Below are 26,483 nucleotides of genomic sequence, written 5' to 3'. Positions count from 1 at the left end.
GCTGAGCCGACGACTCTAGGTCATTTACGTCAGCTCGCAGCTGCGACGCGCCACCCTCGAACAGCCACCTGGCTGTCGGGGGCTTTTTTGTGTTCAGGCAAGTCCATGAACTGGAACGACAAGCAGTAAAGGAACCAAGACGGTGAGCGCACCTACCGCACGGCCCGGGCCTTCAGCCCGTAAGCCCGCGCCTACGGCCCAGCCGACCCCGGCTGCGGCTGCTACTCCGAATCGTCGCCAGGTCCCGCCCGAGCGGGTCACCGGCGCGCAGTCTGTTGTCCGCTCCCTCGAGGAGCTCGGCGTCGACACGATTTTCGGTATTCCGGGCGGTGCGGTCCTTCCTGTCTACGACCCGCTGTTCGACTCGGTCAAGGTCCGCCACGTGCTGGTGCGTCACGAGCAGGGCGCGGGTCACGCCGCGACCGGTTACGCCCAGGCCACCGGCAAGGTCGGCGTCTGCATGGCCACGTCCGGTCCGGGCGCGACCAACCTGGTGACCCCGATCGCCGACGCGCAGATGGACTCGGTGCCGCTGGTGGCCATCACCGGCCAGGTCGGCCGTTCGCTGATCGGCACCGACGCCTTCCAGGAAGCCGACATCTCCGGCATCACCATGGCGTGCACCAAGCACAACTTCCTGGTCACCGACCCGATCGACATCCCGCGGATGCTCGCCGAGGCGTTCCACCTGGCCTCCACCGGCCGCCCGGGCGCCGTCCTGGTCGACATCCCGAAGGACGTGCTGCAGGCGCAGACCACGTTCTCCTGGCCGCCGGAGATGAAGCTGCCCGGCTACCGTCCGGTCACCAAGCCGCACGGCAAGCAGGTCCGCGAGGCCGCCCGGATGATCATGGACGCCAAGCAGCCCGTGCTCTACGTCGGCGGCGGTGTCATCAAGGCCGACGCCAGCGCGGAACTGCTGGAGCTGGCCGAGCTGACCGGCATCCCGGTGGTCACCACCCTGATGGCGCGCGGCGCGTTCCCCGACTCGCACACCCTCAACATGGGTATGCCGGGTATGCACGGCACCGTGGGAGCCGTTGCGGCCCTGCAGCGTTCGGATCTGCTGATCACCCTGGGTGCGCGTTTCGACGACCGCGTCACCGGCCAGCTGGACTCGTTCGCGGTGGGCGCCAAGGTGATCCACGCCGACATCGACCCGGCCGAGATCGGCAAGAACCGGCACGCGGATGTGCCGATCGTGGGTGACTGCCGCGAGGTCATCACCGAGCTGATCGAGACCCTCAAGGCCGACCCGGCCGCGTCGGGCAAGGCGCCGCTGCTGGATCTCACCGAGTGGTGGGGCTACCTGTCCGGCATCCGCGACAACTACCCGCTGGGCTGGAAGACCCCGTCCGACGGTTCGCTGTCGCCGGAGTTCGTGATCGAGAAGCTGGGCCAGATGGCCGGTCCCGACGCCATCTACTGTGCCGGCGTCGGCCAGCACCAGATGTGGGCCGCGCAGTTCGTCAAGTACGAGAAGCCGCGCACCTGGCTGAACTCCGGTGGCCTGGGCACCATGGGCTACGCGGTGCCCGCCGCCATGGGCGCCAAGATGGGCCTGCCGGACCGCGAGGTCTGGGCCATCGACGGTGACGGCTGCTTCCAGATGACCAATCAGGAACTGGCCACCTGTGCCGTCGAGGGCGTGCCGATCAAGGTCGCGCTGATCAACAACGGCAACCTGGGCATGGTCCGCCAGTGGCAGACCCTGTTCTACGAGAAGCGCTACTCCAACACCGACCTGGGCACCCACACCCTGCGCATCCCCGACTTCGTGAAGCTCGCGGAAGCCCTGGGCTGCCACGGCATTCGCGTGGAGAAGGAAGAGGACGTGGAGGCCGCGATCCGCGAGGCGCAGTCGATCAACGACCGTCCCGTGGTGATCGACTTCATCGTCGGCAAGGACGCGCAGGTGTGGCCGATGGTCGCCGCCGGCACCTCCAACGACGAGATCATGGCCGCGCGCGGCATCCGCCCGCTGTTCGATGACGACGAGTCGATCGCCGAACCGGCCGTCATCCACGAGGCCATGTCGCACGAGAAGGGGTCGCACGAATGACCACCACTCACACCCTGTCCGTGCTGGTGGAGGACAAGCCGGGCGTGCTCGCACGCGTGGCGTCCCTGTTCTCCCGCCGCGGCTTCAATATCCAGTCGCTCGCGGTCGGCGGCACCGAGATCCCCGAGATCTCGCGCATGACCATCGTCGTGACCGTGGAGGATCTGCCGCTCGAGCAGGTCACCAAGCAGCTCAACAAGCTGGTGAACGTGATCAAGATCGTCGAGCAGGATGCCGAGTCCTCGGTGGCCCGCGAACTGATCCTGGTCAAGGTGCGTGCCGACGCCAGCGTCCGCACCCAGGTCATCGAGTCGGTGAACCTGTTCCGCGCCAAGGTGATCGACGTGTCGCCCGACGCGCTGACCATCGAGGCCACCGGCACCCGCTCCAAGCTGGACGCGCTGCTGCGCATGCTGGAGCCGTACGGGATCCGTGAGATCGTGCAGTCGGGTGTCGTGGCTGTCGGCCGCGGCCCCAAGTCGATCACGGCTACCCGATAAGTTCAGCGATAACCGCTGGCAGATAACGTCTTTCTAACCAAAACACTCTGAAGGGAAACACTGTGGCAGTCGAGATGTTCTATGACGACGATGCTGACCTGTCGATCATCCAGGGCAAGAAGGTCGCCGTCATCGGCTACGGCAGCCAGGGCCACGCGCACTCGCTGAGCCTGCGCGACTCGGGCGTCGACGTCCGCATCGGCCTCAAGGAGGGCTCGAAGTCCCGCGCCAAGGCCGAGGAAGCCGGTCTCACCGTCGGCACTCCGGCCGAGGTCGCCGAGTGGGCCGACGTCATCATGGTCCTCGCACCCGACACCGCGCAGGCCTCGATCTTCACCAACGACATCGAGCCGCACCTGGTCGCCGGCAACGCGCTGTTCTTCGGCCACGGCCTCAACATCCACTTCGGCCTGATCAAGGCTCCGGCGGATGTCACCGTCGGCATGGTCGCCCCGAAGGGCCCCGGCCACCTGGTGCGTCGCCAGTTCGTCGACGGCAAGGGCGTTCCGGCCCTGATCGCGATCGACCAGGACCCGACCGGCGAGGGCCAGGCCCTGGCGCTGTCCTACGCCAAGGGCATCGGCGGCACCCGCGCGGGCGTCATCAAGACCACCTTCAAGGAAGAGACCGAGACCGACCTCTTCGGTGAGCAGGCCGTGCTCTGCGGTGGCACCGAGGAACTGGTCAAGGTCGGCTTCGAGGTCATGGTCGAGGCGGGCTACGCGCCGGAGATGGCCTACTTCGAGGTGCTGCACGAGCTCAAGCTGATCGTCGACCTCATGTACGAGGGTGGCATCGCCCGCATGAACTACTCGGTCTCCGACACCGCCGAGTTCGGTGGCTACCTGTCGGGCCCGCGCGTCATCGATGCCGGCACCAAGGAGCGCATGAAGGCGATCCTGACCGACATCCAGGACGGCACCTTCGTCAAGCGCCTCGTCGCCAACGTCGAGGGCGGCAACAAGGAGCTCGAGGGTCTGCGTAAGGCCAACGCCGAGCACCCGATCGAGGTCACCGGTGCCAAGCTGCGCGGCCTGATGAGCTGGGTCGATCGCCCGATCACCGAAACCGCCTAAGGTTTCCGGCTTTTCGTCAATGCGAAGGCCCGCCAGGGATCTCCTGGCGGGCCTTCGCATTTCGCGCATGAAGGGGGTTATGCGCGAGGTATTCGTCTGTGGCCGGTTACCAGCTGCCGGTGGGCGGCAGCATCTGGCGCCAGCAGCAGTTGCCGCGGTTCCAGTCGTCGTTGTCGCCGCGGTTCCAGTCGTCCCGGTCCCGGTTCCAGTCGTCGCGGTCGCGGTCGTGGCGGTGGTGCCAGTCGTCGTTGTCCCAGCCGTTGTTCCAGCCACCGTCATCGTGATGCGGCCACGCCACATCACCGGGGGTGGGCTGCAGCGGAACCTCCGCGGAGGCCGGAACTGTCACTGCGGCAAGGGGAATCAGAGCGATCGCGCCGACAGCGGCCACGTGGGCGACGGTCCGGCGTAAGGATATCGACTTCATGGTCATAGACGATGCCCGAGATCACTCCGGGATAGGAATGAATTCCCTGTGAATTCAGGGCCGAATGGTCCTTATGTATGACATTTCACCCTGAACCACCCCGAAACCCGTTGCACAGCAACGGCCCCGCAGAATTCCTCCCGCCGGGCCGTTCGCGGTACGGCTGTCAGATCAGCGCGCCTGCTCCCGCGCCGAGGACGGCGCCGGTCGCCAGGCCGATCACGCCGCCGATCACGCATCCGGGCGGTGCGGTCAGCGGGGCGATGATGGGAGCGAGGGGGCCCGCCGGGAGGGTCGCGAGGGCCGCGCCCGCGATGCAACCGACGATGGCGCCACCGGCGGCGCCGGCCAAGGCGCCCGCCGCAATATGGTCGGAGCGGCTGGGCGCGATACCGACGGATCGGGTGAACTGGGAGATCTGGGCTTCGGGGCCCGCCAGGGCGCTGTTGACCTGGGCGACCTGGTCGTCGCTGAGGAAGTCCGGGGCAATGGCGGTGAGGTCACCGGCGCGCAGTTCGCGCGGGTTGGTGGGGACGATCACGCCGATATCCGGTGTCGCCGTCGGCGGGTGCAGGTCGCCCGGCTCGATGGGAGCGGCGGGATAGTCGCGCTTCGGGTCCGGCCGGGTCGGTGCGTAATCGCTTTGCGGCGCCACGCCGTGCGCGTCGTCCTGCGGCGAGACTTTCTGAGTCGGCGGCGCGGGCGTGCTGACGCCCGGCTGGGCGGCACCCGCATTGGGGGAGCCCGGATCCGGCTGGGTCACACCGGGTTGCGGCGCGGCGTGGGCGACGGCGCTGATACCCAGCGCCGCGGTCATCGGGATGGCCGAGACGGCGGCGCGCAGCAATACGCGCTGAGTTGCCGTCTGCCTACGGTGCTTCGCCATGGGTGAAGCCCAACCTTTCCTGTACACAACAACGTTCGAGCACCGCGGGATCGGTCAACCGGTGTCGTTGTGCCAGTAGGCAATTGCCGGTATCGGCGACATGGCCCCAACCCCCCTACGGTTTTGCATCGGTCAAACCGTATGACACGCACTATGCCGCAGATCGCAAAACATGCAAATCGGGCATGGCGGGATGGGTGGCCATGAAACCCATTGCATGGCAACGGCCCCGCGGAATTCTCCTGCGGGGCCGTTCGCAATGCGGCGGTCAGTAGTGCGTGCCGCCGTCGATCCGGATCTCGGTGCCGGTAATGAACGCACCATCATCGGAGGCGAGCATGGCCACCACGCCCGCAACGGTATCCGGCGATGCGAAGCCCTGCCCGATTCCGGGAGCGAGCTTCATGAACAGGCTGAGGTCGGCATCGGCCGGCAGCCCCGGGCCGCGACCATCGGTCATATCACTCGAAATCGACCCCGGCGCAACGGCAACCACGCGCAGGCCCTGCTTGGAGTACTCGGCGGCGAGCGCGTGGGTCATGGACATGATCCCGCCCTTGGACGCCGCATACGCGGCCATGTACGGATGCGCGAAGAACGCCGACGTGGACGTGAAGTTCACGATCACACCCTTGTCGGACGCCAGCAGCTGGGGGAGGGCTTCCTTGATCATCAGGAAGGTGCCGGTCAGGTTCACGGTGATGATCTTGTTGAAGTCGGCGACCGGCATCTCGTGGGTATGAGCCGACCGCAGAATGCCGGCGGCATTGATCAGCGCATCGATCCCACCCAGGGACTCGACGGCGGCAGCCACCCCCGTCTTCACGGACTCCTCACTGGAGATATCGATCGCCACCGTGGTGAGCCGATCCCCATTCCCCTTCTCCGCCGCCTGCTTGGCAGTCTCGGCCAGCCCCGCCTCATTGACATCGGCCCCGACAACCTGCCCACCCTCGGCCAAGATCCGATGCACGGTAGCCCGCCCGATCCCCGACCCGGCCCCGGTCACCACTACTCGCCGGCCATCAAAACGCTCCATTGCGATTGCTCCTAACTAGGTACGTCAGCCTCTACCTGACACGCTACGCCCGAATGGCACAACGTGCCACCCTGGCATCCCGTCGACTAGGATTAACCCAAGTCCCACATCAAAGGAGGTGATATGTCCGCCCAACCCCTCGAACCCGCCCGCCGCCCATCCCTAGCGGAACGCCGCAAATCCGAAACCCGCATGGAAATAGCCCGAACCGCAGCCCGCCTCTTCGCCGAACACGGCACCTCCGCGGTAACCGCCGACCAAATAGCCGCCGAATCCGGCGTAGCCTTGCGCACCTTCTACCGCTACTGCGGCACCAAAGAAGAAGCAGTCGAACCCATGCTCGCCGCCGGCGCCCAACGCTGGCTGGCCGACATCGCCACCGGCCCGCATCGCCTGCCCACCCTTTCCGAATTCGAGGCGGCCGCGGTCGCCTCGATGACTCCGGTCGACGGCCATGACGACCTGCAGATCACCCGCGGCCTACTCCATGCCATGGACACGGATCCGCGACTTCGTGCCGTCTGGCAGCGCATCAATCTCGAAGCGGAGCGTGAGCTGTACCGAATCCTGATGGAATTGACCGGGCCCCAAGCGGATCCGGTCGAGCTCCGCATTCGGGCGGCTGCCGCGGCCGGTGCGATTCGGGTCGCGCTGGAACTGTGGGCTGCCGAGGACAGTGTCGCGGCGGGAGAGGATGCCTCCCCGGCGGGTCTGGTCATTCGATGCATGCGCACATTCGCATCGGGGCAAATTTCGGACATGCCCCGCTCGTCAAGCTGATTTGCCGGAGTTCCAGCAGGTCCGGCTAGCTTTCGGCTAACATCCGGATGGAGTGGCGAATGTAACACCATCCGGAAGTAATTGGATGTCTCACGAGCATTTCGCCGACAGCGACCGGCGGACATAACCTCGGGGGTGCCATGACTGAAGAGTGGAAGTTCGACGTCCCGACCACCGGTACCAAGTACCTACCGCCCGACTCCAGATACATGGAGGCCCTCAGCAGTCAGGGCTACGGTTTCGAGGCCGCGATCGCCGACCTGGTCGACAATTCGATCGACGCGGGCGCGAAAGACGTCGTTGTCCACTTCCTCCGCTCCGGTGACCGCTTGGTGAGCCTGCTGGTCATCGACGACGGCTACGGCATGACCGAGGAAGAACTCGACGTGGCGATGACCGTCGGCGGCCGTCGCGACTACCGCAGCAATGCGCTGGGCATGTTCGGCACCGGCCTCAAATCCGCCTCGTTGAGCCATGCCTCGGCGGTCACGGTGGTCAGCCGCACTCGAACCTCGCGACCTGCCGGCCGTCGTTGGGCAATGCAGAACGCGCTCAACGGCTTCCAGTGCGACATCGTCGAACCGATGTATGCGCAGTCGCTGATCGACCGCTACGCCGACAAGCCGATCACCTGGCAGGGCACGGTGATTCGCTGGGACGGCGTCAAAGACTTTCCCCAGCACGGTGAACGGGGCCAAACCGATCGCTACCTGCAGCGGACGATCAACAAACTGGGCATGCACCTCGGCCTGCAGTTGCACCGATTCCTGGAACACGACGACTTCAATATCACCGTGGCCGTGGAGGACATCGACACCGGCACCATCTACATGGACTTCAGCGTCCTGCCTCTCGACCCCTTCGGCTATCCGGTCTCCGGACGCCCGGACTACCCGAGAACCTTCACGGTGCGGACCGGTGAGGCTCCACCGGTCCTGTTCAAAGCCCACATCTGGCCTCCGAAATCGTCGGTCGACCAATACCGAGCCATCGGCTCGCTGATGAGCCGTCAAGGCTTCTACTTCTACCGCCACAACCGCCTCGTGCAGGCCGGCGGCTGGAACAACTTCCGCCAGCCCGAACAACACCTCTCCCCGGCCCGCGTCGCGATCGACATTCCGGACGGCATCGGCGACCTGATTCGGCTGACGGTCAAGAAGGACGGTGTCGAAGTAGCACCCCACCTGATCGCGGATCTCGAATCCGCCGTGGATGAACAAGGTGCCCGCTTCGGCCAGTACATCGCGGATGCCGAAGCTACGTACCGTGATTCGCGAAAGCGTGCCGGAGCGACCCGAAAGCCGGTGATCCCACCGGGGCGCGGCATGGAACCCAGCGTTCGGGAGACCATCGAGGACGAACTGCCGGTGCTGCCCGGTGAGGAACCGATCGACATCCGCTGGAGCAACCTCGAGGGCGACGTGTTCTTCGACTTGGACCGCGAAGACCGAACCATCTACCTGAACAAGCGTTTCCGCACTGCGCTGCTCGGGGGTCGCCGGGGCGGAATGAACGACGTCCCGATGATCAAGTCGCTGTTGTTCCTGTTGATGCACAAGGCATTCGAGAAGGAGTACAGCGGCAGCCGGGAGAAGGACAACCTGCAACTGTGGCAGTCGATCCTGTTCTCCGCCGCGTCGGCCGAGGAGAAGCGGTTGAGCACCGATGGATGACGGTCTATCGCACCTTCCGCCGTGGTCGGACGCCGAGTACTTCCTGGGGCGGGGGGAGGCGGCCAGTATCCCGTTGTCGTCTTCGGGAAGCCACCCCGTCGTCGTCTACGAGGTGAGTGACAACGGTGACGGAGTGGTCCTCTACGTCGAGCTCGTGGCCCGTACCGCGGTACCGAAATCTCCGCTGCCAGCCGTTCGTGTCGATCGAGTCGACCATCGCGGCATGATCATGGCGCGATTCCGGACCACACGGTCCGAGCTGATGCGGGACTTCCACGATCTGATCACCGCGATCGCGGATCGTGTTGTGCGGGAGGGCTATCCGCTGTCCGATGCCTTCGACGAGACCATCCGATCCTGGTCGGCGCTGGTCGATCGTGGACTTCTGACAAACCTGCAGCGTCGGTTGGGCCTGCACGGCGAGCTTGCGGTCCTTCGATCGTTGGTCGAGAAGCACGGCTGGGAAGCCGCAGTGGAAGCCTGGCTGGGTCCTTTCGGTGAGGAACACGATTTCGTTGTCGGGGATCTCGGTATCGAGGTGAAGACGACGGCGTCCGAGGTTCGCCGGCACACGATCAATGGTGCCGACCAGCTGACTCCCGCCGTCGGACAGTCGTTGTGGCTGATCTCGATCCAGTTGACACGCGGTGGTGCCAACGGCCGCACCTTGCAGGAGTCGATCGATGCGCTCGCGCTCTCGGCTGCCGCGGCGGGCGCGATGGTGGAATCGCGCTTCACGAAGGCGTTGGAGGCGGCGAGGACGGGTTGTGAAGGCGGGGAAGAGGATCGATGGATCCTTCGGAACGACCCTCTGCCGCTGGCCGTCGACCGGCTACCCCGGATACCACTCGAGCAGCTCGATCCCGATGCGCTGGCGCGAATCTCCGCCGTCCGCTACGACATCAACCTCGCCGGGCTGACGCCCACCGCCGATCCGCCCATCGATCCCGCCACGCTACAACTTCCCTGAGAATTGAGGACTCTGTCATGGTGAGCTCCGATCCGGTCCGGCTCGAGCTACACAGTGAAGCGCTGGCCGGCATGTCCGGTCGACCGAAGAAGCTCGAGCGTGCGCTCTCCTATCATTCCGAGGAACTCGCGGGGGCGGAGTCCTTCGCGACGGAAAAGGACTTCCTGGAGGCGTTGCGATCCGCGAGTTCCACCGATCAGCTGGTGGCGCTGTGGCGGAAACATTTGACCGCCTGGGATTTCAAGCCGGTCGTCGACTGGTCCGCGCAGCCGCCGCGCAGTGCCGAGCGCCGCGGCGACGTGTATCGACTGCTCGCTATCGAGCCCGAGACAGGGGATCTGCTCAGCGAGTACATCCCGGTCCATGATTTCGCCGCACCCGTCGTGATCAGTGAGAAATTCACGCCGTGGTACACCCCGCAGTGGCAGGCCGGTCGGTCGTTCTACTGGCCCGCGTACCACCAGCTGCTCGACCGTAAAGGCTGGCCGGCCCACGCTATCGCGGGTTTGGATGATGCCACGGATCGTGTGGTGGAGCGCCTGGCGAACCCCACGGCCGAAGCCGCCTACCAGGCGAAGGGACTGGTCGTCGGCTACGTGCAGTCCGGCAAGACCGCGAATTTCACCGGTGTGATCGCCAAGGGCGTGGATGCGGGCTATCGCCTGGTCATCGTGCTCGGCGGCACGCTGAACATGCTCAGGGAACAGACTCAGCGTCGACTGGACATGGAACTCATCGGTCGCGAGAACATCCTCGGCGGCGCCAACGAGTTCGACTCCGACTATGCCGACGACCCCGACTGGGGCAAAGGCAAGTTCGTCTCGTTCGGCGAAATGCCTTCCAAGCTGGGCGCTTTCGACATCGTCCGAATGACCACCCGTGACGACGACTACAAGAGCCTGTTGCAGGGCATCATGGCGCTGGAGTTCGAGAAGCACGAGCCCAATCTGCCGCTCTACCACCCGAAGAACCTGCACCGCGCCAATGCCCGCCTGATGGTGGTGAAGAAGAACAAGACGGTGCTCGGCAAGCTGGTCAAGGATTTGAAGAAGATCAAGACCGACCTGCGTGAGATCCCGGTGCTGATCATCGACGACGAATCCGACGAGGCGTCGCTGAACACCACGAACATGGGGAAGCCCAACGCGGAGCGCACCGCGATCAACCTCAAGATCTCCGAGTTGCTGCGCATGCTGCCCCGCGCCCAGTACGTCGGCTACACCGCGACCCCCTTCGCCAACGTCTTCGTCGACCCGGCCGACACCGAGGACATCTTCCCCAAGGACTTCCTGATCTCGCTGCCGCGCCCCGACGGCTACATGGGTGTCGCCGACTTCCATGACATCGACTCCGAGATCCCGCTCGACGAACGGAATTTCGAGAACTCGAACGAGCTGGCACACGTCCGCGACCTCACCGCACCGGAGGACGGCGACGACACCGCCGACCTGCAGCGCGCACTCGACATGTTCGTGCTGACCGCGGCGATGAAGGTCTTCCGGGAGATGCGTGATCCGGAAAAGACCTTCAAGCATCACACGATGCTGATCAACGAATCCCGCCTCACCGAAGACCACCGCGAGCTTGCCGGTCGAATCACCCAAATGTGGTGGAACTCCGGCTATATCGGCCCGACCGGCCGCGAACGATTGCGCCTGCTGTACGACAGCGACGTGGCCCCGGTCTCCGCGGTCCGCGCCGAAGGCTATCCGGTGCCGGCGTCCTTCGACGAACTGGCCGAGCACATCGGAGCAGCGATCCAACGCATCGGCGGCGACGACCGCCCGATCCTCGTCATCAACAGCGACAAGGAACTCGAAACGGGCGCAGCCGATTTCGACAAACGCCCCATCTGGAAAATCCTGGTCGGCGGCCAAAAGCTCTCCCGCGGCTTCACCGTCGAAGGCTTGACCGTCACCTACTTCCGCCGCGCCACCGCGAACGCCTCCACCATGATGCAGATGGGCCGCTGGTTCGGCTTCCGCCACGGCTACCGAGACCTGGTCCGCCTCTACATCGGCCGCCAGGAAGCCATGGGTGCCAAGGACGTCGACCTGTACCAGGCGTTCGAAGCAATCTGCCTGGACGAAGAAAAATTCCGCGAGGAACTCCAGCAGTACTCGGTCCTGGTCGACGGCGAACCCCAGGTCACCCCCGCCCAGGTGCCGCCCTTGGTTTCCCAACACCTCCCATGGCTCAAGCCGACGAGCGCGAACAAGATGTACAACGCCAAGCTCGTCGAAGTGCAATCCCCCGGCCAGTGGGTCGAACCCACCGCCTACCCCACCACGCAGTCCGCCCTACGCCACAACTCCACCATCTGGCTCACCGTCCTGGAATCCCTCGACCCGGAACCACTCACCCTGACAGCGAATCTCGGCGACAAGGGCACCTTCCCGATCCCGTTCCTGACCGGAACGGTCAGCGCTCCGGACTTCCTGACGCTGGCGGAGTCTCTGAAATGGGGCGCACCGAGCCAATTCGACCCCCACCTCGAATACCTCCGCCACATCACCAAAGGCCGTGAACTGGTGCAGGATTGGCTGATCCTCGCACCCCAACACGTCCGAGCCGGAAACCACTTCTCGCCCGCCCCCGGCGGCCGCACCTACTCCTGGTTCGCCCGAGACCGCCGCCGCCAAAACCTCTTCGGCGCCATCGGCGACCCCAAACACCGAGCCCCCGCCCTCCGCATAGCCGGCCCCCGCAACACATCCGACGACCAACTCTCCATCGACCTATCCCGCCACCGTCGCGGCGTCATAGTCCTCTACCCGGTGGTCGAGAAGAACTACCGCCCCGAAGTGGCAACCGGCACAATCGATCCCGCCCACCTGACCATGGCCTTCTGCTTCGTGGCTCCGTACACCGCAATGATCGGCGGCGACCGTGTAGTCCGCTTCACCACCATCGACTCGTCGAAGGACTCGGTGATCATCGACGCAGGCTAGGAGTGGACCGGACGGCCGCTCAACTGGCGAGACGATCGGCCGCCCGACTCGCCTTCAACACCTCGATGATCGACTCCCCGACCGCTCTTGCCACAGGTGGCGGAAAAGCGTTGCCCACCTGCCGATACTGTGCGGTCTTGCCACCTGAGAACTGCCACTCGAGGGGGAACCCTTGAATGATGGCCGCTTGCTGGACCGTTAGCATGGGACCGTCGGGTCTGAATAGGTCACGTTCTTCGGTGCCCTTGACAGCTGATGTCTCGATATCGTTCGCGACTCCCATCGGGTCGACCCCGAGCTGCCGCCATGCTGCTTTGGCTCTGCTAGGACCTAGATCCGCTCCGCCGTGCTTCTTCGAACCGCCAACGAGAGTGGGTGCGACGCCACCGTGTTCGCGCGCCTTGCGTAGCCATCTCGCGAAGCTTTCCCGGGCATCGCCCCAGCTGGATCCATCGAAGTAGCGGCTGAACCGCTCGTGCATCGACTTTTCGAGGCTTCCTGCGAAGGTGACCGGCACCGAATTGGTCCGGGCGGGCCACTGATACGTGGCGTTTTTGATGACATCGTTGCGGAACGCGACGAGGATGGCACGCGGTCGTAGCTGTGGTACGCCGAAATCGTGTGCCTCGAGGATGTCCCATTTGGAGACTGTGTAACCGAGTCCCACTTCATCGATGAACTGGCCGTTGTCGCCGAAGTGCATGCCGCCCTCCAACTTTGCCGTAATCCAGTCGCGGTAGGAGCTGAATTTAGGATCCATGATTCCTCGGACGTTCTCGATCATCACGGCTCGGGGCTTCAGTAGCTCAACGAGCTCGAGCATTCTTGGGAAGAGATCCCGCTCGTCATCCTTACCCAGCTGTTTGCCTGCGTACGAAAACGGGGGGCACGGGACTCCGCCGGCCAAGAGATCGAGATCATGATGTCTTAGTCGAGCGAGATTGGCCGGGTCCAGATCGCGAAGCGGATCAAATGTCCTGACATCTGCCGAAAGGATGTCGCAATGATCACGCTCCCAGCCCGCACGGCGTTCGAAGTTCAGTTTCAGCGTCTCCACCGCGTCACTGTCGATCTCCACCAACGCGAGATGCTCGAAGCCTGCTTGTTGTAGACCTAGTGCTTGCCCGCCCGCCCCCGCGCAGATCTCGATCGAGCTGAATCCGGTCATCTCAGTCCCCCCGTAAGTGTGTCGGTCACTCGAACCCGTCAATCGGACTGTATGCCTCCCCACCGACAACTGGACGAGCCGTGAATCACCTTCTACCGGCGTGCGACTCGCCCCGGTTGCCCAGAGGGTGCGAAGTTGAGATCGCCTATCTGGTGGTGCGTCGACCCGACTAGGATCTGATCACATGGCCTTCGAACTCCCGGACGACGTGTTGTTCCACGACGACGTGCATCCATCGAAGGTCGACATGATCGACTTGTTCGCGGGTCCTGGTGGTCTTGACGTCGCTGCGAAGTGGCTGGGTATCCACAGCGTCGGGATCGAGTACGACACCGATGCTTGCAACACCCGGCTCAAAGCAGGACTCGGTACCCGCCAAGCCGACGTCCGTAGTATCGGACTGCTGGATCACTTCCCGAACGCGAAGATCCTCACCGGCGGACCGCCGTGCCAGACGTACTCCGTTGCAGGCTCAGGTGTCGGCCGAAAGGCTCTCGTCCGGGTGCTCGCTTTTATGGAGAAGATCGCGGCGGGGGAGGACGTCACCGCCGAGCTCGAAACCCTCGATGACGAGCGAACGGGGTTGGTGCTCGAGCCGTTGCGCTGGGCGTTGGCGGCAATCCAGCAGGGCCGTCCCTTCGAGACAATTGTGCTGGAGCAGGTGCCTACCGTGTTACCGGTCTGGCTTGCTACCGGAGAAGTGTTGGAGGACAAGGGTTATAAGGTCCGTGTGGGTATCGTCCATACCGAGGAGTTCGGAGTCCCGCAGACCCGTCGCCGAGCTATTCTGATCGCCTGCCGCGACCGCGCTGCCCACTTCCCAGAGGCGTCCCATCGCCGCTACAACAAGAGAATTTCCCGAGAGGACGGAAAGCCGGAATTTCTTCCCTGGGAAACGATGGGCAATGCCCTGTCCGATCGCCCGTATGCATTTGATGTCGTTTCCAACTACGGTACCGGCGGAAATCCGAAGCTTCGTGGCCGCCGTCGATCCGATGAACCGTCGGCAACGGTGACCGGCAAGGTCCGGCGTAACCGGATTGTCTCCGATGGCCACGACCAGGATCGGCTCGAGCCATATGAAGCCGGCCGACTGCAGACTTTCCCGATCGACTACCCATGGTCGGGACTCGACCAGTACCAGCAGGTCGGCAATGCAGTCCCGCCGCGGGTCGGAGCTCACATCCTTGCTGCGGCGGTCTTCGGTAAGAAACCAAGGGTGGAGGCGTTGGATGAGGCCGTAAGTGGCTCTTGGAAAAAGGCTCACGAATACCGCCTGCATGCCAAATTGGAGCCGTTGAAGGGCGGGATGGACATAGTCGATCTCGCCGACCGGAGCCCACAATTCATGCTCGACCTGGACGCCATTACCGCCTGAACATCCAGGCCGAGTCATGCATTCTCAGTGCAGGTGAACAGCCTGCCGCACCTCAGGTAGGACAGCTTCCAGCAGGCCCGTCACCTCATTTCCACCCAGCACCAGCTGGCGATCCAGAAAGCCGTTGCCAAATTCGCATGACGTCTCACTGACCAGGGCACAGCCGTGGCAAGCCGACAGATTGAGAGTGGAGGAGCCCTGTCGGTCACTCTCGATGCAAACGGGATCGTTCGAACAGACATCGGCGTCGTCGAGTGCGGCGATGATCAGCGGAATGAGGCGGGAAGGCTCACCGAGACGTACCAATCCTCCGAGAGTGCCTTGAGCGTCGCCCGCGGCGGTGTAGATCAGAATGCCCGCGGTGCGGTCAGCTCGATCACTGTTCGCATAAATGCGCTCCTGCAGCGCTGCGGATGCGTATCCGCTGGCGAAGGCAAGTCGGCGGATCAGCAGATGGGCGATCGTGTGTAGAGCAATGAACCGCGCCTCCGGAACATCCAGACGCTGCGCCCATTCGAGGTCGAGTCGGCGATTGACCAGGATGTCGACCCGTGACTTGACCGCAGCATCGCGTTCCCATGTTGCAACGGCATCTTCATCGAATCTGATGAATATGCCTTCGCCGAACATCTCGACCGCAGGGAACACCGGACGGCGCTTGTGGTCGGGACCAAGGTCGGCGCCGATCAGCTCCGCGCCGCCATCCTTCCGGCGAAATCCCTTGAGCGCCCTTACCTCCCGGACTCTCCGAACCTGTCCGATATGCGAAAGCCGTTGGGCCAGAGCTCGGGAGCTCCCGAGCTCTGGCTCCACGCGCCAGCCGTCGACGATGAAGTCCTCACCGCTACGGTCTCTTCCGCCGTCGAGCTTTCCCAGAAACGCGGCCCATTCGCCGTCTTTGAGGTCGAGCATGATTTCGGACTTCTGATCGGACTTGCCTTCGCCCGCAGCCACAGCGAGAACAAGCTCTTGTGGTACACCGAGTTCCTCCGCAATCCAGCCGGCGACCATCTCTGCCTGCGGGCCGGCGTTGTCGGCCACGACTTTGTCGAAGTACACATGCCCACGGATGCTGTCCGCCTGCGCCTCCGATTGCGTGACCGCCTCTGGAATGTCGAGTGCTGAAATCCGCTCCATGATGTAGTTGCTGGTAGCACCGCGCTGAACTGCCGTGAGTGAGAATTCGCAGAGTTCCGTAACGGGCTTGTCGTCCTGCCAGGGCTGCCGTCCGCCGCACTTGATGCCGTCACGCCCGAGCGAGCTCTTCCCGACCAGATCGGCCAGCGAACGTGAGCGCTTGCAGCCTGAGCAGGTAACCCGCAATGACGCGAGACCTTCGCCGTGCTTCGCGGACCGCTCGAACCTGAGCTCGGTGTACGCCTTACAAAAGCGGACCTCTTCGGTAACCCCTTCGTCCTGGCCCCGATGGGCCCACTTGAACCAAGGGATGTCCTGAATGTGACTACCGCGCTCGCAGACCGCGACGTATCGCATCGGAATCTGCATGCCTCCGCAGTCACATTTGTTGGTCCACTTACCCTTCTGCTTTCCGGTCAGCAGAGAAAGCTTGGAACAGCATTCGCAGAACCGCCATGCTGGGAATCGCCAATACAGCAGGCCCGGAGTCTCTTTCGCGGCTCGACCCGCATGGGTCGGCGGTTGGCGGAGCTCTCCTCGCGGGTTCAGTCGCGACAGCAGTCGATCACAGCTGATCAAGGGCGCGTGCTTGCGGTCCCACCAGGACGTGTCCGGCGCGATGAGTGACTGACCGCGAATGTCCACGATCGCACCCACGCCGAACGGCGAAATTGTCTCGGACAGACGAAGGTCGTGCTTGATCTTCTCCACGCTAGATCGCCTCCCGAGGTTCCTGCACTTCGATTGCCACATTGGGTTCGACGGATCGCATGGAGTCGCCGACCAGCCAGCCCTCGCCGCTTTGACCGAACCGCCTCGTCAGCGCCTCGTCCGTGCTCGTGCGCCGGTCGTACCGGAGGGGATTGCGCTCTTCACGTGCACGCCTTGCTCGGTGGTCCCAATCTCGAAGGAGGTACCAGACCTGACTCTCGGTTTCCGCCGACTCGATCTCATCGGAACGCCGGACGAGGGCGAGAAGGCGGTCGATTGCCGCCTCGACCGCGCTGCTCATGCGGGCGTCGTCCAGATCAAGTCGGTCCGCATCGGTATCGAGAGCGAGTGGTCGAAAGGAATGCCGCATCAGAGCGATCAACGCGCCCGCCAGCGATCGATCTCTCGATGCCAGCGACCACGGCGTGACGCTCGTCGGTTCCACGCTCCGGTAGAGCGCGTCGTGGTAGCCCCGGAAGGTCTCGAAGTGGGAGCGGTCACGTGCACGGTTCGACCGGAACAGCGTGACGACGATGCCATTGTTGGCACCGCGGCCGACCCGACTTGTTGCCTGGATGTATTCGGCGGTGGTCTTGGGCTGGCCCACCATGAGCATCAAGGCGAGGCGAGGTATGTCGATGCCGACGGACAGCATGTTCGACGACAGCACAACGTCGATCGCTCCGGTGTCAGCGAAACTATCTGCGGTTGTGCGAAGTTCGCGCAGATCGTTCGGAAGCTCTTCGGGGCCACGCCGACTAGTCAGTTCGAGTACTCGATCAGCACGGACAGGCCGGAGAAGGTGTCCGAGTCGGTCGGCCCGTGTTTCCAGCCGGCCGTTTACGTCATCGATTACCAGCGTTCCGGTGCGACCGAGTTCGCGAAGACTGTTGTGGTACATGACCAGTGTCCAGAACGCATCGAGAGGCTGGTCCGGCTCGGGGCCGTCGGCGAGGACCGCTGGGAGCTCGACGAGCGGCGCGGTCGCGGATACCAGCGCGGAAGCCTGTGACACCGATTGCGGCATCACTCCGATGTACAAACGGCCGGTTCCGTCCTTCACCGGTTGTGAGAAGAAGGTCTTGTCGTCTTCGAGCCCCGCCGGCGGATACAGCGCGACTTCTCGGCCGTACAGGCCGCGGATCTGTTCGTCCGAAGCCCGGATGGTCGCGGTCGATGCGACGATCTTCGGGGCCGTGCCACTGCGGCTCAGGAGAAGTTGAATCACCGCATCGAATACGGCGACCGTCGTACCGAGTGGGCCCGACAGCAGGTGCAACTCGTCTTGGATGATCAGCGAGGGCTGCCGAAAGGTGGTGTTCAGTCCGAGAAGCTTTCCAGCCTCCGGCTTGAATTGAAGCCTCGCAAACTTGTCCACGGTGGCCAACAAGATGGTGGGTGGGTTTTCGTACAGGACGTCGTCGACGACATCGAGCGGGAGCTCATCGCTGAAATCGCAGGTGGGGTCGGTGCAGTACAGCACCACGTCACTCCCGACCACACGCATCCCGTACTTGGTGTGATCGTCTTCGTGCGCCTCTGGGACAAGGCTGGTGAGACACCAAGGGCAGCTTTCGACTTGAAACTGGTTCGCTTCTTCGGGTCGCTTTGCTCTCCACAGGCGTTCCAGCGCTTTAATCGCGTCAGGTCTCGTCGCCGGTGTCACCTCGTTTCCCACCCATAGGCCAATGGAGAACCGTGACATTCCCTTTGCGCGCGGATCGGTCCGTCGTAGGTTTTCCATCGCGCAGATGAGGGCCGCTGCTCGCTGGAACTGCTGGGCGGTGAGCAGGCGCAACGTGTATCGCGTGATCACCGCTGTACCACCGCCCTTCATCCCGTCCACGAGTCGACGGCGGAAGATCTCGATCGCCGCGAGTCCCAGATAGGCCTCGGTCTTACCGCCTCCGGTGGGGAACCAGATGAGGTCTACCAACTCCCGATCGGAGTGCTGCTCCTCGACGGTCGATGCAAGAGATACCAGCAGGAAGCCGAGTTGGAATGGGCGCCAGGCAGGTTCACCCTGTGACCCGTCACGGACCAATTGCGCCTGCCGCATCTGACTGCGCATCGATGTCATACCCAATGCGAAGGCGCTTCGCAGCGTTCCGCTCTCGGGTTCACGTAGCAGTGCGACGCCTGCAGCCATACGCTCAAGGGCCAGCCTGGAGCGGTTGACGATTGCCGCGGCGACTACGGCTTGGGGACCGAACCCGTCGACTGCTGATTCCTGGCTCGAAACCCACACCGAGAAGGCCTGGACGAACGCGTCCAATGCCGAGAGCACGCGTTCGGGTTCACTGTCCATTCGGGAGAGCACATCGAGCCGCAGCGCCCGCACCTCTACCGAATCCTTTTTGAAAGCAGTGGTCTCTACGCTCGGAACTACGAACGCCGGCATAGGTGTCAGGAAGACTTTTGTGCACCTACCGGATTCGGTATCCCAGTCTGCGGCCATACCATGGCCGACCGCGAAGGTCTTTCGGTTGCGGAAGCGGAGACGCAACTCTGCGGATTCCGCATCGATGTCGAACGTCCGAGCCGTGTCGTACTCGAGGATCTGTGCACCGTCAGCAGGAGTGACTTCCAGACGCACCTGGAACAACATCCGCTCGATGTCGCCTTTGTCATCACCTGTCGAAGGGGTCGACAAGCGAGCATGGATGGTCACCAAATGCGCATCACCGTATGTGCGCCAACGCGAACCGATCTCGATCGGGACATTGCCGGCACGGAGGTGTTTGGACTTGTTCTCCTTGGTGAGTCCGAGGTCGCCGAACTCAAAAGGTTGCCTTTGCCAGCGAGGTGGTCCATCCCCGACGACCTGCGAGTACGTTCCACCCTCGAGCTTGCAGACAACGGCGGGTCGATCAGTCACAAACGAGATTGCGATCGAGGACGGCCGCCAGTCCTCAGCCAGTGGAACAGCCCCACCTGCTTCTTCGACATCGCCTTCCCGGACCGCCGAAACCCGCCTTGCTTCTTCGGCGGTCACGGCGGCTTCGGTCACCTCGGACCTCGTCGGAAATAGCATGCCGACCGAGTACTGGAGATGTGGTCGATTGAAAAGGACTTCCTTGGGACCGTTCTCGGGACCGATGTAGGCGGCCCGAAGGTGACCGAGCGCAGTGATCTGCGCGCTTGTCAAAGTCATCAGTGCGGCCCTCGCCCTCGAATGAGCTCTTGCAGGCGCCGTTTGTCATCTTGCGACAGCACGATGTGGAGAGAAACACGCGCGCGGGTCACGGCGACGTAGAAGGCGGCCATGGCATTCGTGTCGTACTTTTCGGGCAGATCGCATACGATCACCCGCTCGGCCTCCAACCCCTTTGCATATCGCGGGCTCGTCACGACGACGCCGTCCGCATTGGGGGTCGGCGCCGAATCCGAGGTCACACTGATGATCCAGATGGCGGATTCACGAGCACCGTCGGCAATGAGTTTGCGCGCAACCGCCTCCGCATCCGCGATGCCGGCGCTTCCCCTTGTCACGTTCCACTGGGGCTTCTCGCCGTGGACGATTCCGGGGTCACCGATATCGGCTCCGAGGTACTCCTGGACCACGTGCACGATTGCCTGGGTGTTCCGGATATTTCGGTCCAGATCGAATGTCATCGCTTCGGTGGCGACCAACTCGTAGACGTCTTGGTCGAAGCGTCCGTCAACGTGGGCTTGGTTGTTCGGGTCGAGGAACATCCTCCACCGGCCGTCGCCTCGTCCACCGCGAATCACGGTGTCCAGTCGATCCATCGACTCCGCGGTCATGAGGTCTTGGGCCTCATCGATCAGCACGGCGTCGTACTGCTTGCCTTCGGGCAGCTCGTCGAAGGGCACGATATCGATAGGACGGCCACCGACGAGTGGCGAGAAGAAGTTCATGAGAGCCGGCGAACGAAATGTGATCAAGACCGAACGACACTCAGCCGCTTCGTGTTTCGCAGCCTCGGCGAGGACCAAGGACTTCCCGGTTCCTGCTCCACCGAGGACCATCAAGCGCTGGTTGCGGGCGAGCGAGGCCAGTACCCGAGCCTGTGCATCCGTTGCCCGATTCTGATCTTCGATGACGGCACCCCGTTGGGCATCGATCACCGGCATCCGCGAGAAGGCTCCGAACAGCCTCTCCCGAAGATCCTGGGCACGTGCGATTTTCGTTCCCTGCGGAGCCGATCGACCTTTGTTCGAGACGGTTTCGAGTGCCTCGGTGAGCGCGGCGACAGTCATCTCGTCCTTCGCAAGCCAATGCGTGGGCTCCCACTCGATCGACGGTGGGGGAGAGTCGATCTCCGGGGTGATGACCATCGCCTCGTGTGCGAACCAGCCCAGGCCCTCACGGTGGAAGATCTCTCGGAGTGCGTACATCGCCGAGCGGGCCTGCTCCATCGGGGAGGTCTGCAGCTTCTTCCAGTCGCCGTGCCGGTTGACCGAATACCACACCCCCTCGTACTTCTTGACCCCGCCGCCCTTCACCTCGATGACGAGAACGACACCCTTCCAAAGGATTACGAAGTCGGCCTCGGCCTGTTGCTTGTACGGATGAGAACGGAGGTTGACCGACCAGAAGGCAACGGCGTCGGGCGGCCCATCCACTTCCTTCAGCAACTCGGCGACTCGCCGCTCGGCGCCGCTCTTCGCGTTTCGATGGATCTCCGGAAGATCCGGAATCAGCATCATGAAATCTGCTCCGTCCAGAGGTTTTCGTACTCACGAAAACCCAGAAGATTGTTGATATCTCCGAAGTTGTCCTCCATGTCGACGATCAGGCACTCGGCCTTGCCGCCATTGGCGGGGCCACGAAGACCGCGGCCTGCCATCTGGATATACGCGTTCGGGCTGAAGGTCGGGCGGGCGATGTAAAGGACCTGAACGCCAGGAGCGTCGAAGCCCTGAATCAGCAAGTCGCAGTTGGCGAGTACTCGAATCTCGCTTCTCTTGAACCGCTCGATCGTGTCGCGTCGTTCGTGGCGACCGGTCTCTCCGCTGACGGCTGCGGCCTCGACTCCACGGTAGCGAAGTGTCGCTGCAAGAATCTGAGCCGACAGAACGTTCGGTGTGAAGACCAGGACCTGCTCGTCCGGATCGCGACTCATGATGTGGGACACCAGGATCGACATACGATTCTGGTCCTGTGCAATGCGATCGAGGACCGATGCGTTGACACGTCTCATGCTGCGCGCCTCGTCACGCTCCTTGGTGGAGAGTTTCACATCCACGCCATGCAAGACCTCGTGACGTACACGCGCGAGGATGCCCTGCTCCGCCAGCTCCCGATAGGGGTTACTTGCGAACGCACTGAGCCTGCGATTGCCGAAGCGCGCGGCTAGCGCTCGGGTGGAGTCCTCGGAGGTTCCCTTGAACGGGGTGGCCGATAGGCCTACCAGCGGCCTGGCCCAGCCGCGCCCCGCAACGCCCAGCCAGGTCAGGAGTCGGGTATAGCGTTCGGAGTCGCCGGCTCGGTGGCCCTCGTCGATGATGACGGCGACGGGATCCCGAAGCCAAGCATATTCGGGGCTGTTCAGGATGCTGTCGAGCTTCGCATCCGTGGCGACGATGACACTGAACTCGGTATCCGGCTCGTGAACATCGTTTCGATCCCACAGACGGCCGATCGTCAGCGGTCGCTCGTCGCCCAGACCGCGCCAGACCGTACTCCACGTCTGTACCGCCTGTTCGCACAGCTCCTGGGACTGCGCTATCCACAACACGACTCCGCTGAGGGCATCCTCGGTGAACAGGCGAAGGACGGTCTCGGTGGCTACCCGAGTCTTACCCGCACCAGTCGGAAGCTCCACCATCGCCTTTTGCGCCCGGCCGTTTTCGTCGGGTTCGGTGAGGACGGCCCGCAGCTTCTGACTGATCGATTGCTGGAACGAGTGCAAGCTGTTCAGCCGGATCGCCCCTGGGACAACGAACTCCGAGTCTTCGTGCTGGGCGCGGCGGCCGGCATAGCCGGTGCCGAATCCCATTCGCCTGAGCCAGCCGATTGTCGACCCTCCACCAGCCCACATGTTCGGGACATCCGTGAAGCCTTCGCGTCGGAAAGGCTCGGCAAGGCGCTTGATGGAGTCCGATCCATACACCGTGAGATAGAGCTCCGCGACGGATGTCGACTCGTCGACCAGCCTCTGGCCTTTGAGCGCACGCCAGAGGCCCTTCGGCAGTTCGTCTCGCAGATCGTCGTCACCGAAGTAGATTTCGAGACGTTCGGCATCCGTGTCGGCGGCGAGGGCCTGCTGGCGAAGTCCCTCCAGGTAGTCGTCGAGGCCTGCCTTACGAACGTTGGCGAGGTCGGCGTTCGTAAGGCGCAGAGCGAAGGCGGTGTTCACGACGTCGAGCACCTGATGATCGTCGAGGCTGTTCTGGACAATGAGGTTGACCCCATCGAGATGCCAATCGACGGACTGGTCCTCGACGCCGCTGTCGGTCGTCACTCGCTTGGTGATCTTGGCCGCTCGAATCAGCTTTGCATTCGTCACGCTGTCGGCCACCAGTTCGTATCGGAGACCGGTGAATACGTCGAGCAGGTCCTCGGTGGGCTGCACGCCGTCGATGGACATCGAGAACGAGAATGTGTCCTCGAATCGGAGACAACCGACCGTCTCGATGAGTTGCGCGGCACGTTCTGCGGTGGTGAATAGGTACGGGCGTTGGCGCGCTTTGAGGAAGTCTCGCTGTTCATCGGTTGTGGCGGTGTACACCGACTTCGGCGGACGCGATTCCACCGCCCGACCCACCCGAGCCGGAATCTTCGGTGGCTGGCTGTCCGGGTATGCGCTGGTACTTGCGGCCACGATGAACTCGGCAAGTACGTCATCGTTGATCGCAGGAGGGAGGAGATCGACCGCCAGTGCTTCCTGAAGGATCGCGACGGGTATCTGTCCGAGCACGTCCGGCAACGCCAAGACCTGCGCCACCGTGGACGGACCCATGAAGAGCGGCAACAAGTCTCGATATGCGGCTAGGGAAGACGCGACTACTTGGTCGGGCCGCCGCGGTCCCTTGGTCGATCTGACCAGGCCGGCGTGTTCGACAGCCCACCGCAGCGGTGAGATGACGGTGTAGTCCGTGCCGGAGTCGATGTCCTCGCAGTCCCAAGGCGCATCACCGTGAGCGAGGAGACGTTCGGTCCAGTCCACACGTATTTGGCTCGATGCGGCTGCGGTCTCCAGGATCACCAGCATCGAGCAGGGTCCCGGCGAGTTGCCGCCCTTGGGATAGACGCTGATTCGTTCGATCGGGCGTTCGCCTGGTCCGAGATTTCCGTTGAGCGTCTTGAGGGTCCACTCGATGTACTGAGCACGGAGCGGCTCGTCATCGAAGTTGTAATTCCGGACGGGCTCACGGATAACGCCGAGCAAGTGGGCGACTTCCACACTGCACCTGTGACCATCGAGTAGATAGCGCTCGTACCCAGCCAACGGTTCACCGATGTCGGTGATCTGTTGCGGCCATGCCCACCCGCCGTCTTGTGTCGGCACTTTGACTGCATGGCGCGGGTGGTCCTTGATCACCTTGGCCGCGTCGCGCACCGAGACATCATCGACGGCGTCCCAGAACCGCTCGAGTTCGTGACTGTCGGACTCGGCAGTCAGACGCGCTATCCGAGCGTTGAGGATGGCGACCGGGTCGAGCTTTCGGAACCCTGCTCCCTCGAGGGCTTTCCGAACACCTTGTACGCCAAGGAATCTGGGCTGCACGAAGGCTGCCCCATCAACCGTGATGTCCTCCGCTTGTTCGAGGAAGACGGTATTGCGGTCGTCCAGCGCACGCATGCCTTCGGTGGTCGGGATGACGCGGGCCTTGTCGGCGTCGGGCAACTTCCGCTGGTGCTCGACAGCGAACTTGAACGCGGCAACCGTGGAGTCGAGATCACCCCCGTTCGCCCACTCCAAGAGCCATGTTCTGAGGCCCCGAGTCGGTACCCGCGAGACATCGGGCGCCCGGTCGCGTCCTTTCGTCTCTCCGATATCGAGGTCGGTTCCGATCACGCAGAGCTCACGCAGTCGCAAAAAGCGCTGTGCCGACGCATATGCACGCCAGTGTGGTACGTCGTCTTTGGTGTTGGGCGAGGTGATCCACGCCTGAAAGTCGTTCTCGCTGACCTTGTCCTTCTCGCCGTCTTTCCCGATTGGAATGGTCAGGTCGAGTGGTCGAAGAGATACCGGAAGCTGAAGCTCGCCCGCCGCATCCGGAACCATCTCTACCGCTGCGGCGAGGGGAGGAACAGCAGCGCACAGCACGTTATCGCCGAACGAACGCTCTTCTCGGCCTCGTGCCGGCAGATAGTCGAGGTGTGCCGCTGGATCATCGCGCGTGCTGAGCCTGGGAAGAACGTCGACCAGCATCGCTGCCATGGCCCTCAAGATCTCGCGGTTGTAGTCATTGCGAAGCAATGTCGTACGGTCGTCGTTCACGCTCCATGGGGCATTGAACAATGCCGATGCTGACGTGGAGTCTTGCAACGGAAAGTACGACCAGAATCGCCCAACGCGCTGTTGCGAGTGGCGAACGGGTACCGCGACCGTGATCTTTACCTTCTCTCGAGATACCGCTTCACCGACTTCCCGACGGGCCTCCCGGGAAGGTGAATGCATGCGCTCCTTGACGATCCACTCGTCGCCGCTTCCATCCGGGCGCTCGATCCTGAGGATTCCATTGCCCAGATCGCGAGATGCGTGACTCGTCTCGAATCCCTCATTGCCGATAACCCGCAGGCTGATCTCACGAACCGATCCGACGAAGAGTAGAAATTCTGAGGCGAAAGACTGGATCTCACTCCGCAGCCGCTCCATGTTGGACGCTTCGGGGAGCTTAACTATCGTTGTAGCCCACGTCGCCAACCCCGAAAGGATGGGATCCGCCCTGATCGATTCAACAGGATCGATCAGGGTCGCCGTGCGGAGGATCGGGAAACGCTTCGTATTGGGTTGAATGCGCGCAATCGTCTCCCGGGCCGACGGAGAGTTGAACTCGAATGAGACGGAACGACTGAACACCTGCGGCGATTGAGAGACGGCCAGCACCGACTTGAAGCCGAGTCCGAAACGCCCGATCTCGTCACCACGTTTACCGCTGAGATGCGCGTGGGAGATCGAGATCAAGCCGCTCCGAGAGAAGGGTCGGCCCGAGTTTGCGCAGTACAACGTGGACTTATTGGTGTCGAGGACGATCTCGACGCGACCGGGGTCATCGTCATTCGTTCCAGACATAGCATCGGCGGCGTTCTGTACCAGCTCGAGCAATGTGCGACTTGAATAACCGCCCACGCGAATAGTATCTTCATGATTCGCATGTTCGGCGATTAGATGGGGATTTGCCCAGTAAGCCGCCTCTGCACGTTCGAACTGTGCCTCCAGTTCGCTGGCTAGGATTGGGTCGTTCGCCCACGGCTCGGCGAATATCCCCGCATCTTCCTTTGTCAATTCTGCCCTTCGATTTTGTGTCAAAAGACGTATTCCCCCGGTATCAAGAAAGCTTCGCAACGCGCACACCTGTAGGTGGATCGGCTTTGAAGTGGTGCAACCTGCCGCTACTCCCCACCTTTGTGCTCAGGACGAAACCTCACACCATTGGGGGTCATGTTGTCAAGAAGAAATTCGTCTGTGCGGCGTAACGCGTTTGGGGTCAATAGCTGACCGTCGATCTAAACGCAAGGGGGTGCGGCTCGATTGGCACGCGATGTCTTCTTGGTGGCGTGCCTTTATCATGCTATCCAGTGGCATGGATCG

16 protein-coding genes are annotated in these 26,483 nt (G+C 63.0%); 8 read left to right on the top strand and 8 right to left on the bottom strand.

The window, feature by feature from the left end; translation table 11 throughout:
• Window positions 1–142 precede the first annotated feature (142 nt).
• The 3 genes from ACFXHA_RS37315 (at window position 143) to ilvC (ending at window position 3,638) form a co-directional block, all read left to right on the top strand.
• Window positions 143–2,062: an acetolactate synthase large subunit gene (locus ACFXHA_RS37315; RefSeq protein ID WP_379364705.1), complete on the top strand. Its 1,920-nt coding sequence runs from the start codon at window positions 143–145 to the stop codon at window positions 2,060–2,062.
• Window positions 2,059–2,562 (top strand): acetolactate synthase small subunit, encoded by a 504-nt coding sequence (gene ilvN, locus ACFXHA_RS37310; protein WP_379364703.1) that lies wholly within the window; start codon window positions 2,059–2,061, stop codon window positions 2,560–2,562. Before ACFXHA_RS37315 ends, ilvN begins: the two co-directional genes overlap by 4 nt.
• A gap of 74 nt (window positions 2,563–2,636) precedes the next feature.
• Window positions 2,637–3,638 carry a ketol-acid reductoisomerase gene (gene ilvC, locus ACFXHA_RS37305; RefSeq protein WP_379364835.1) on the top strand — a complete coding sequence of 334 codons (1,002 nt, stop codon included), beginning with the start codon at window positions 2,637–2,639 and terminating at the stop codon, window positions 3,636–3,638.
• 106 nt (window positions 3,639–3,744) lie between these two features.
• On the opposite strand, the gene ACFXHA_RS37300 is transcribed toward ilvC, so the two are convergent.
• The 3 genes from ACFXHA_RS37300 to ACFXHA_RS37290 form a co-directional block, all read right to left on the bottom strand.
• On the bottom strand, window positions 3,745–4,065 hold the full coding sequence (locus ACFXHA_RS37300) for a hypothetical protein (RefSeq protein WP_379364701.1): 321 nt from the start codon (window positions 4,063–4,065) through the stop codon (window positions 3,745–3,747).
• A 166-nt stretch (window positions 4,066–4,231) separates the two neighbouring features.
• The gene (locus tag ACFXHA_RS37295) at window positions 4,232–4,951 is read right to left on the bottom strand and encodes a hypothetical protein (RefSeq protein WP_379364699.1); all 720 of its coding nucleotides are present in this window, start codon (window positions 4,949–4,951) and stop codon (window positions 4,232–4,234) included.
• Between the two features lie 268 nt (window positions 4,952–5,219).
• A complete protein-coding gene (locus ACFXHA_RS37290; RefSeq protein ID WP_379364697.1) occupies window positions 5,220–5,990 on the bottom strand; it encodes an SDR family NAD(P)-dependent oxidoreductase in 771 nt (256 codons plus the stop codon).
• A 123-nt stretch (window positions 5,991–6,113) separates the two neighbouring features.
• Between ACFXHA_RS37290 and ACFXHA_RS37285 the strand changes: the two genes are divergently transcribed.
• From ACFXHA_RS37285 to ACFXHA_RS37270, 4 genes are all read left to right on the top strand, one after another.
• Window positions 6,114–6,770, top strand: a complete 657-nt coding sequence (locus tag ACFXHA_RS37285; RefSeq protein WP_379364695.1) for a TetR/AcrR family transcriptional regulator — start codon at window positions 6,114–6,116, stop codon at window positions 6,768–6,770.
• Between the two features lie 140 nt (window positions 6,771–6,910).
• The gene (locus tag ACFXHA_RS37280) at window positions 6,911–8,443 is read left to right on the top strand and encodes an ATP-binding protein (RefSeq protein WP_379364693.1); all 1,533 of its coding nucleotides are present in this window, start codon (window positions 6,911–6,913) and stop codon (window positions 8,441–8,443) included.
• A complete protein-coding gene (locus tag ACFXHA_RS37275) occupies window positions 8,436–9,413 on the top strand; it encodes a PD-(D/E)XK motif protein (RefSeq protein ID WP_379364691.1) in 978 nt (325 codons plus the stop codon). Before ACFXHA_RS37280 ends, ACFXHA_RS37275 begins: the two co-directional genes overlap by 8 nt.
• Window positions 9,414–9,430: 17 nt before the next feature.
• The gene (locus ACFXHA_RS37270; RefSeq protein WP_379364689.1) at window positions 9,431–12,364 is read left to right on the top strand and encodes a Z1 domain-containing protein; all 2,934 of its coding nucleotides are present in this window, start codon (window positions 9,431–9,433) and stop codon (window positions 12,362–12,364) included.
• Window positions 12,365–12,383: 19 nt separating this feature from the next.
• Here ACFXHA_RS37270 and ACFXHA_RS37265 read toward each other — a convergent pair whose 3' ends face one another.
• Window positions 12,384–13,532, bottom strand: a complete 1,149-nt coding sequence (locus tag ACFXHA_RS37265; RefSeq protein WP_379364687.1) for a DNA cytosine methyltransferase — start codon at window positions 13,530–13,532, stop codon at window positions 12,384–12,386.
• A gap of 184 nt (window positions 13,533–13,716) precedes the next feature.
• Between ACFXHA_RS37265 and ACFXHA_RS37260 the strand changes: the two genes are divergently transcribed.
• On the top strand, window positions 13,717–14,910 hold the full coding sequence (locus ACFXHA_RS37260; RefSeq protein ID WP_379364685.1) for a DNA cytosine methyltransferase: 1,194 nt from the start codon (window positions 13,717–13,719) through the stop codon (window positions 14,908–14,910).
• A 24-nt stretch (window positions 14,911–14,934) separates the two neighbouring features.
• On the opposite strand, the gene drmB is transcribed toward ACFXHA_RS37260, so the two are convergent.
• Genes drmB through ACFXHA_RS37240 form a run of 4 tightly spaced genes read right to left on the bottom strand, consistent with a single transcriptional unit; the run spans window position 14,935 to window position 26,177 of the window.
• Window positions 14,935–16,758 carry a DrmB family protein gene (gene drmB, locus ACFXHA_RS37255; RefSeq protein WP_379364683.1) on the bottom strand — a complete coding sequence of 608 codons (1,824 nt, stop codon included), beginning with the start codon at window positions 16,756–16,758 and terminating at the stop codon, window positions 14,935–14,937.
• Window position 16,759: 1 nt separating this feature from the next.
• Window positions 16,760–19,912, bottom strand: a complete 3,153-nt coding sequence (locus ACFXHA_RS37250) for a helicase-related protein (protein ID WP_379364681.1) — start codon at window positions 19,910–19,912, stop codon at window positions 16,760–16,762.
• Window positions 19,912–21,429: an NERD domain-containing protein gene (locus ACFXHA_RS37245; RefSeq protein ID WP_379364679.1), complete on the bottom strand. Its 1,518-nt coding sequence runs from the start codon at window positions 21,427–21,429 to the stop codon at window positions 19,912–19,914. The genes ACFXHA_RS37250 and ACFXHA_RS37245 overlap by 1 nt, the downstream gene beginning before the upstream one ends.
• Complete coding sequence (locus tag ACFXHA_RS37240; RefSeq protein ID WP_379364677.1) at window positions 21,426–26,177, bottom strand: sacsin N-terminal ATP-binding-like domain-containing protein; 4,752 nt, start codon at window positions 26,175–26,177, stop codon at window positions 21,426–21,428. Before ACFXHA_RS37240 ends, ACFXHA_RS37245 begins: the two co-directional genes overlap by 4 nt.
• Between the last annotated feature and the right edge of the window lie 306 nt (window positions 26,178–26,483).

The organism is Nocardia sp. NPDC059240 (assembly GCF_042753865.1).
In the GTDB taxonomy this organism is placed as follows: Bacteria; Actinomycetota; Actinomycetes; order Mycobacteriales; family Mycobacteriaceae; genus Nocardia.
This window is presented reverse-complemented; position numbering and strand designations above follow the sequence as displayed.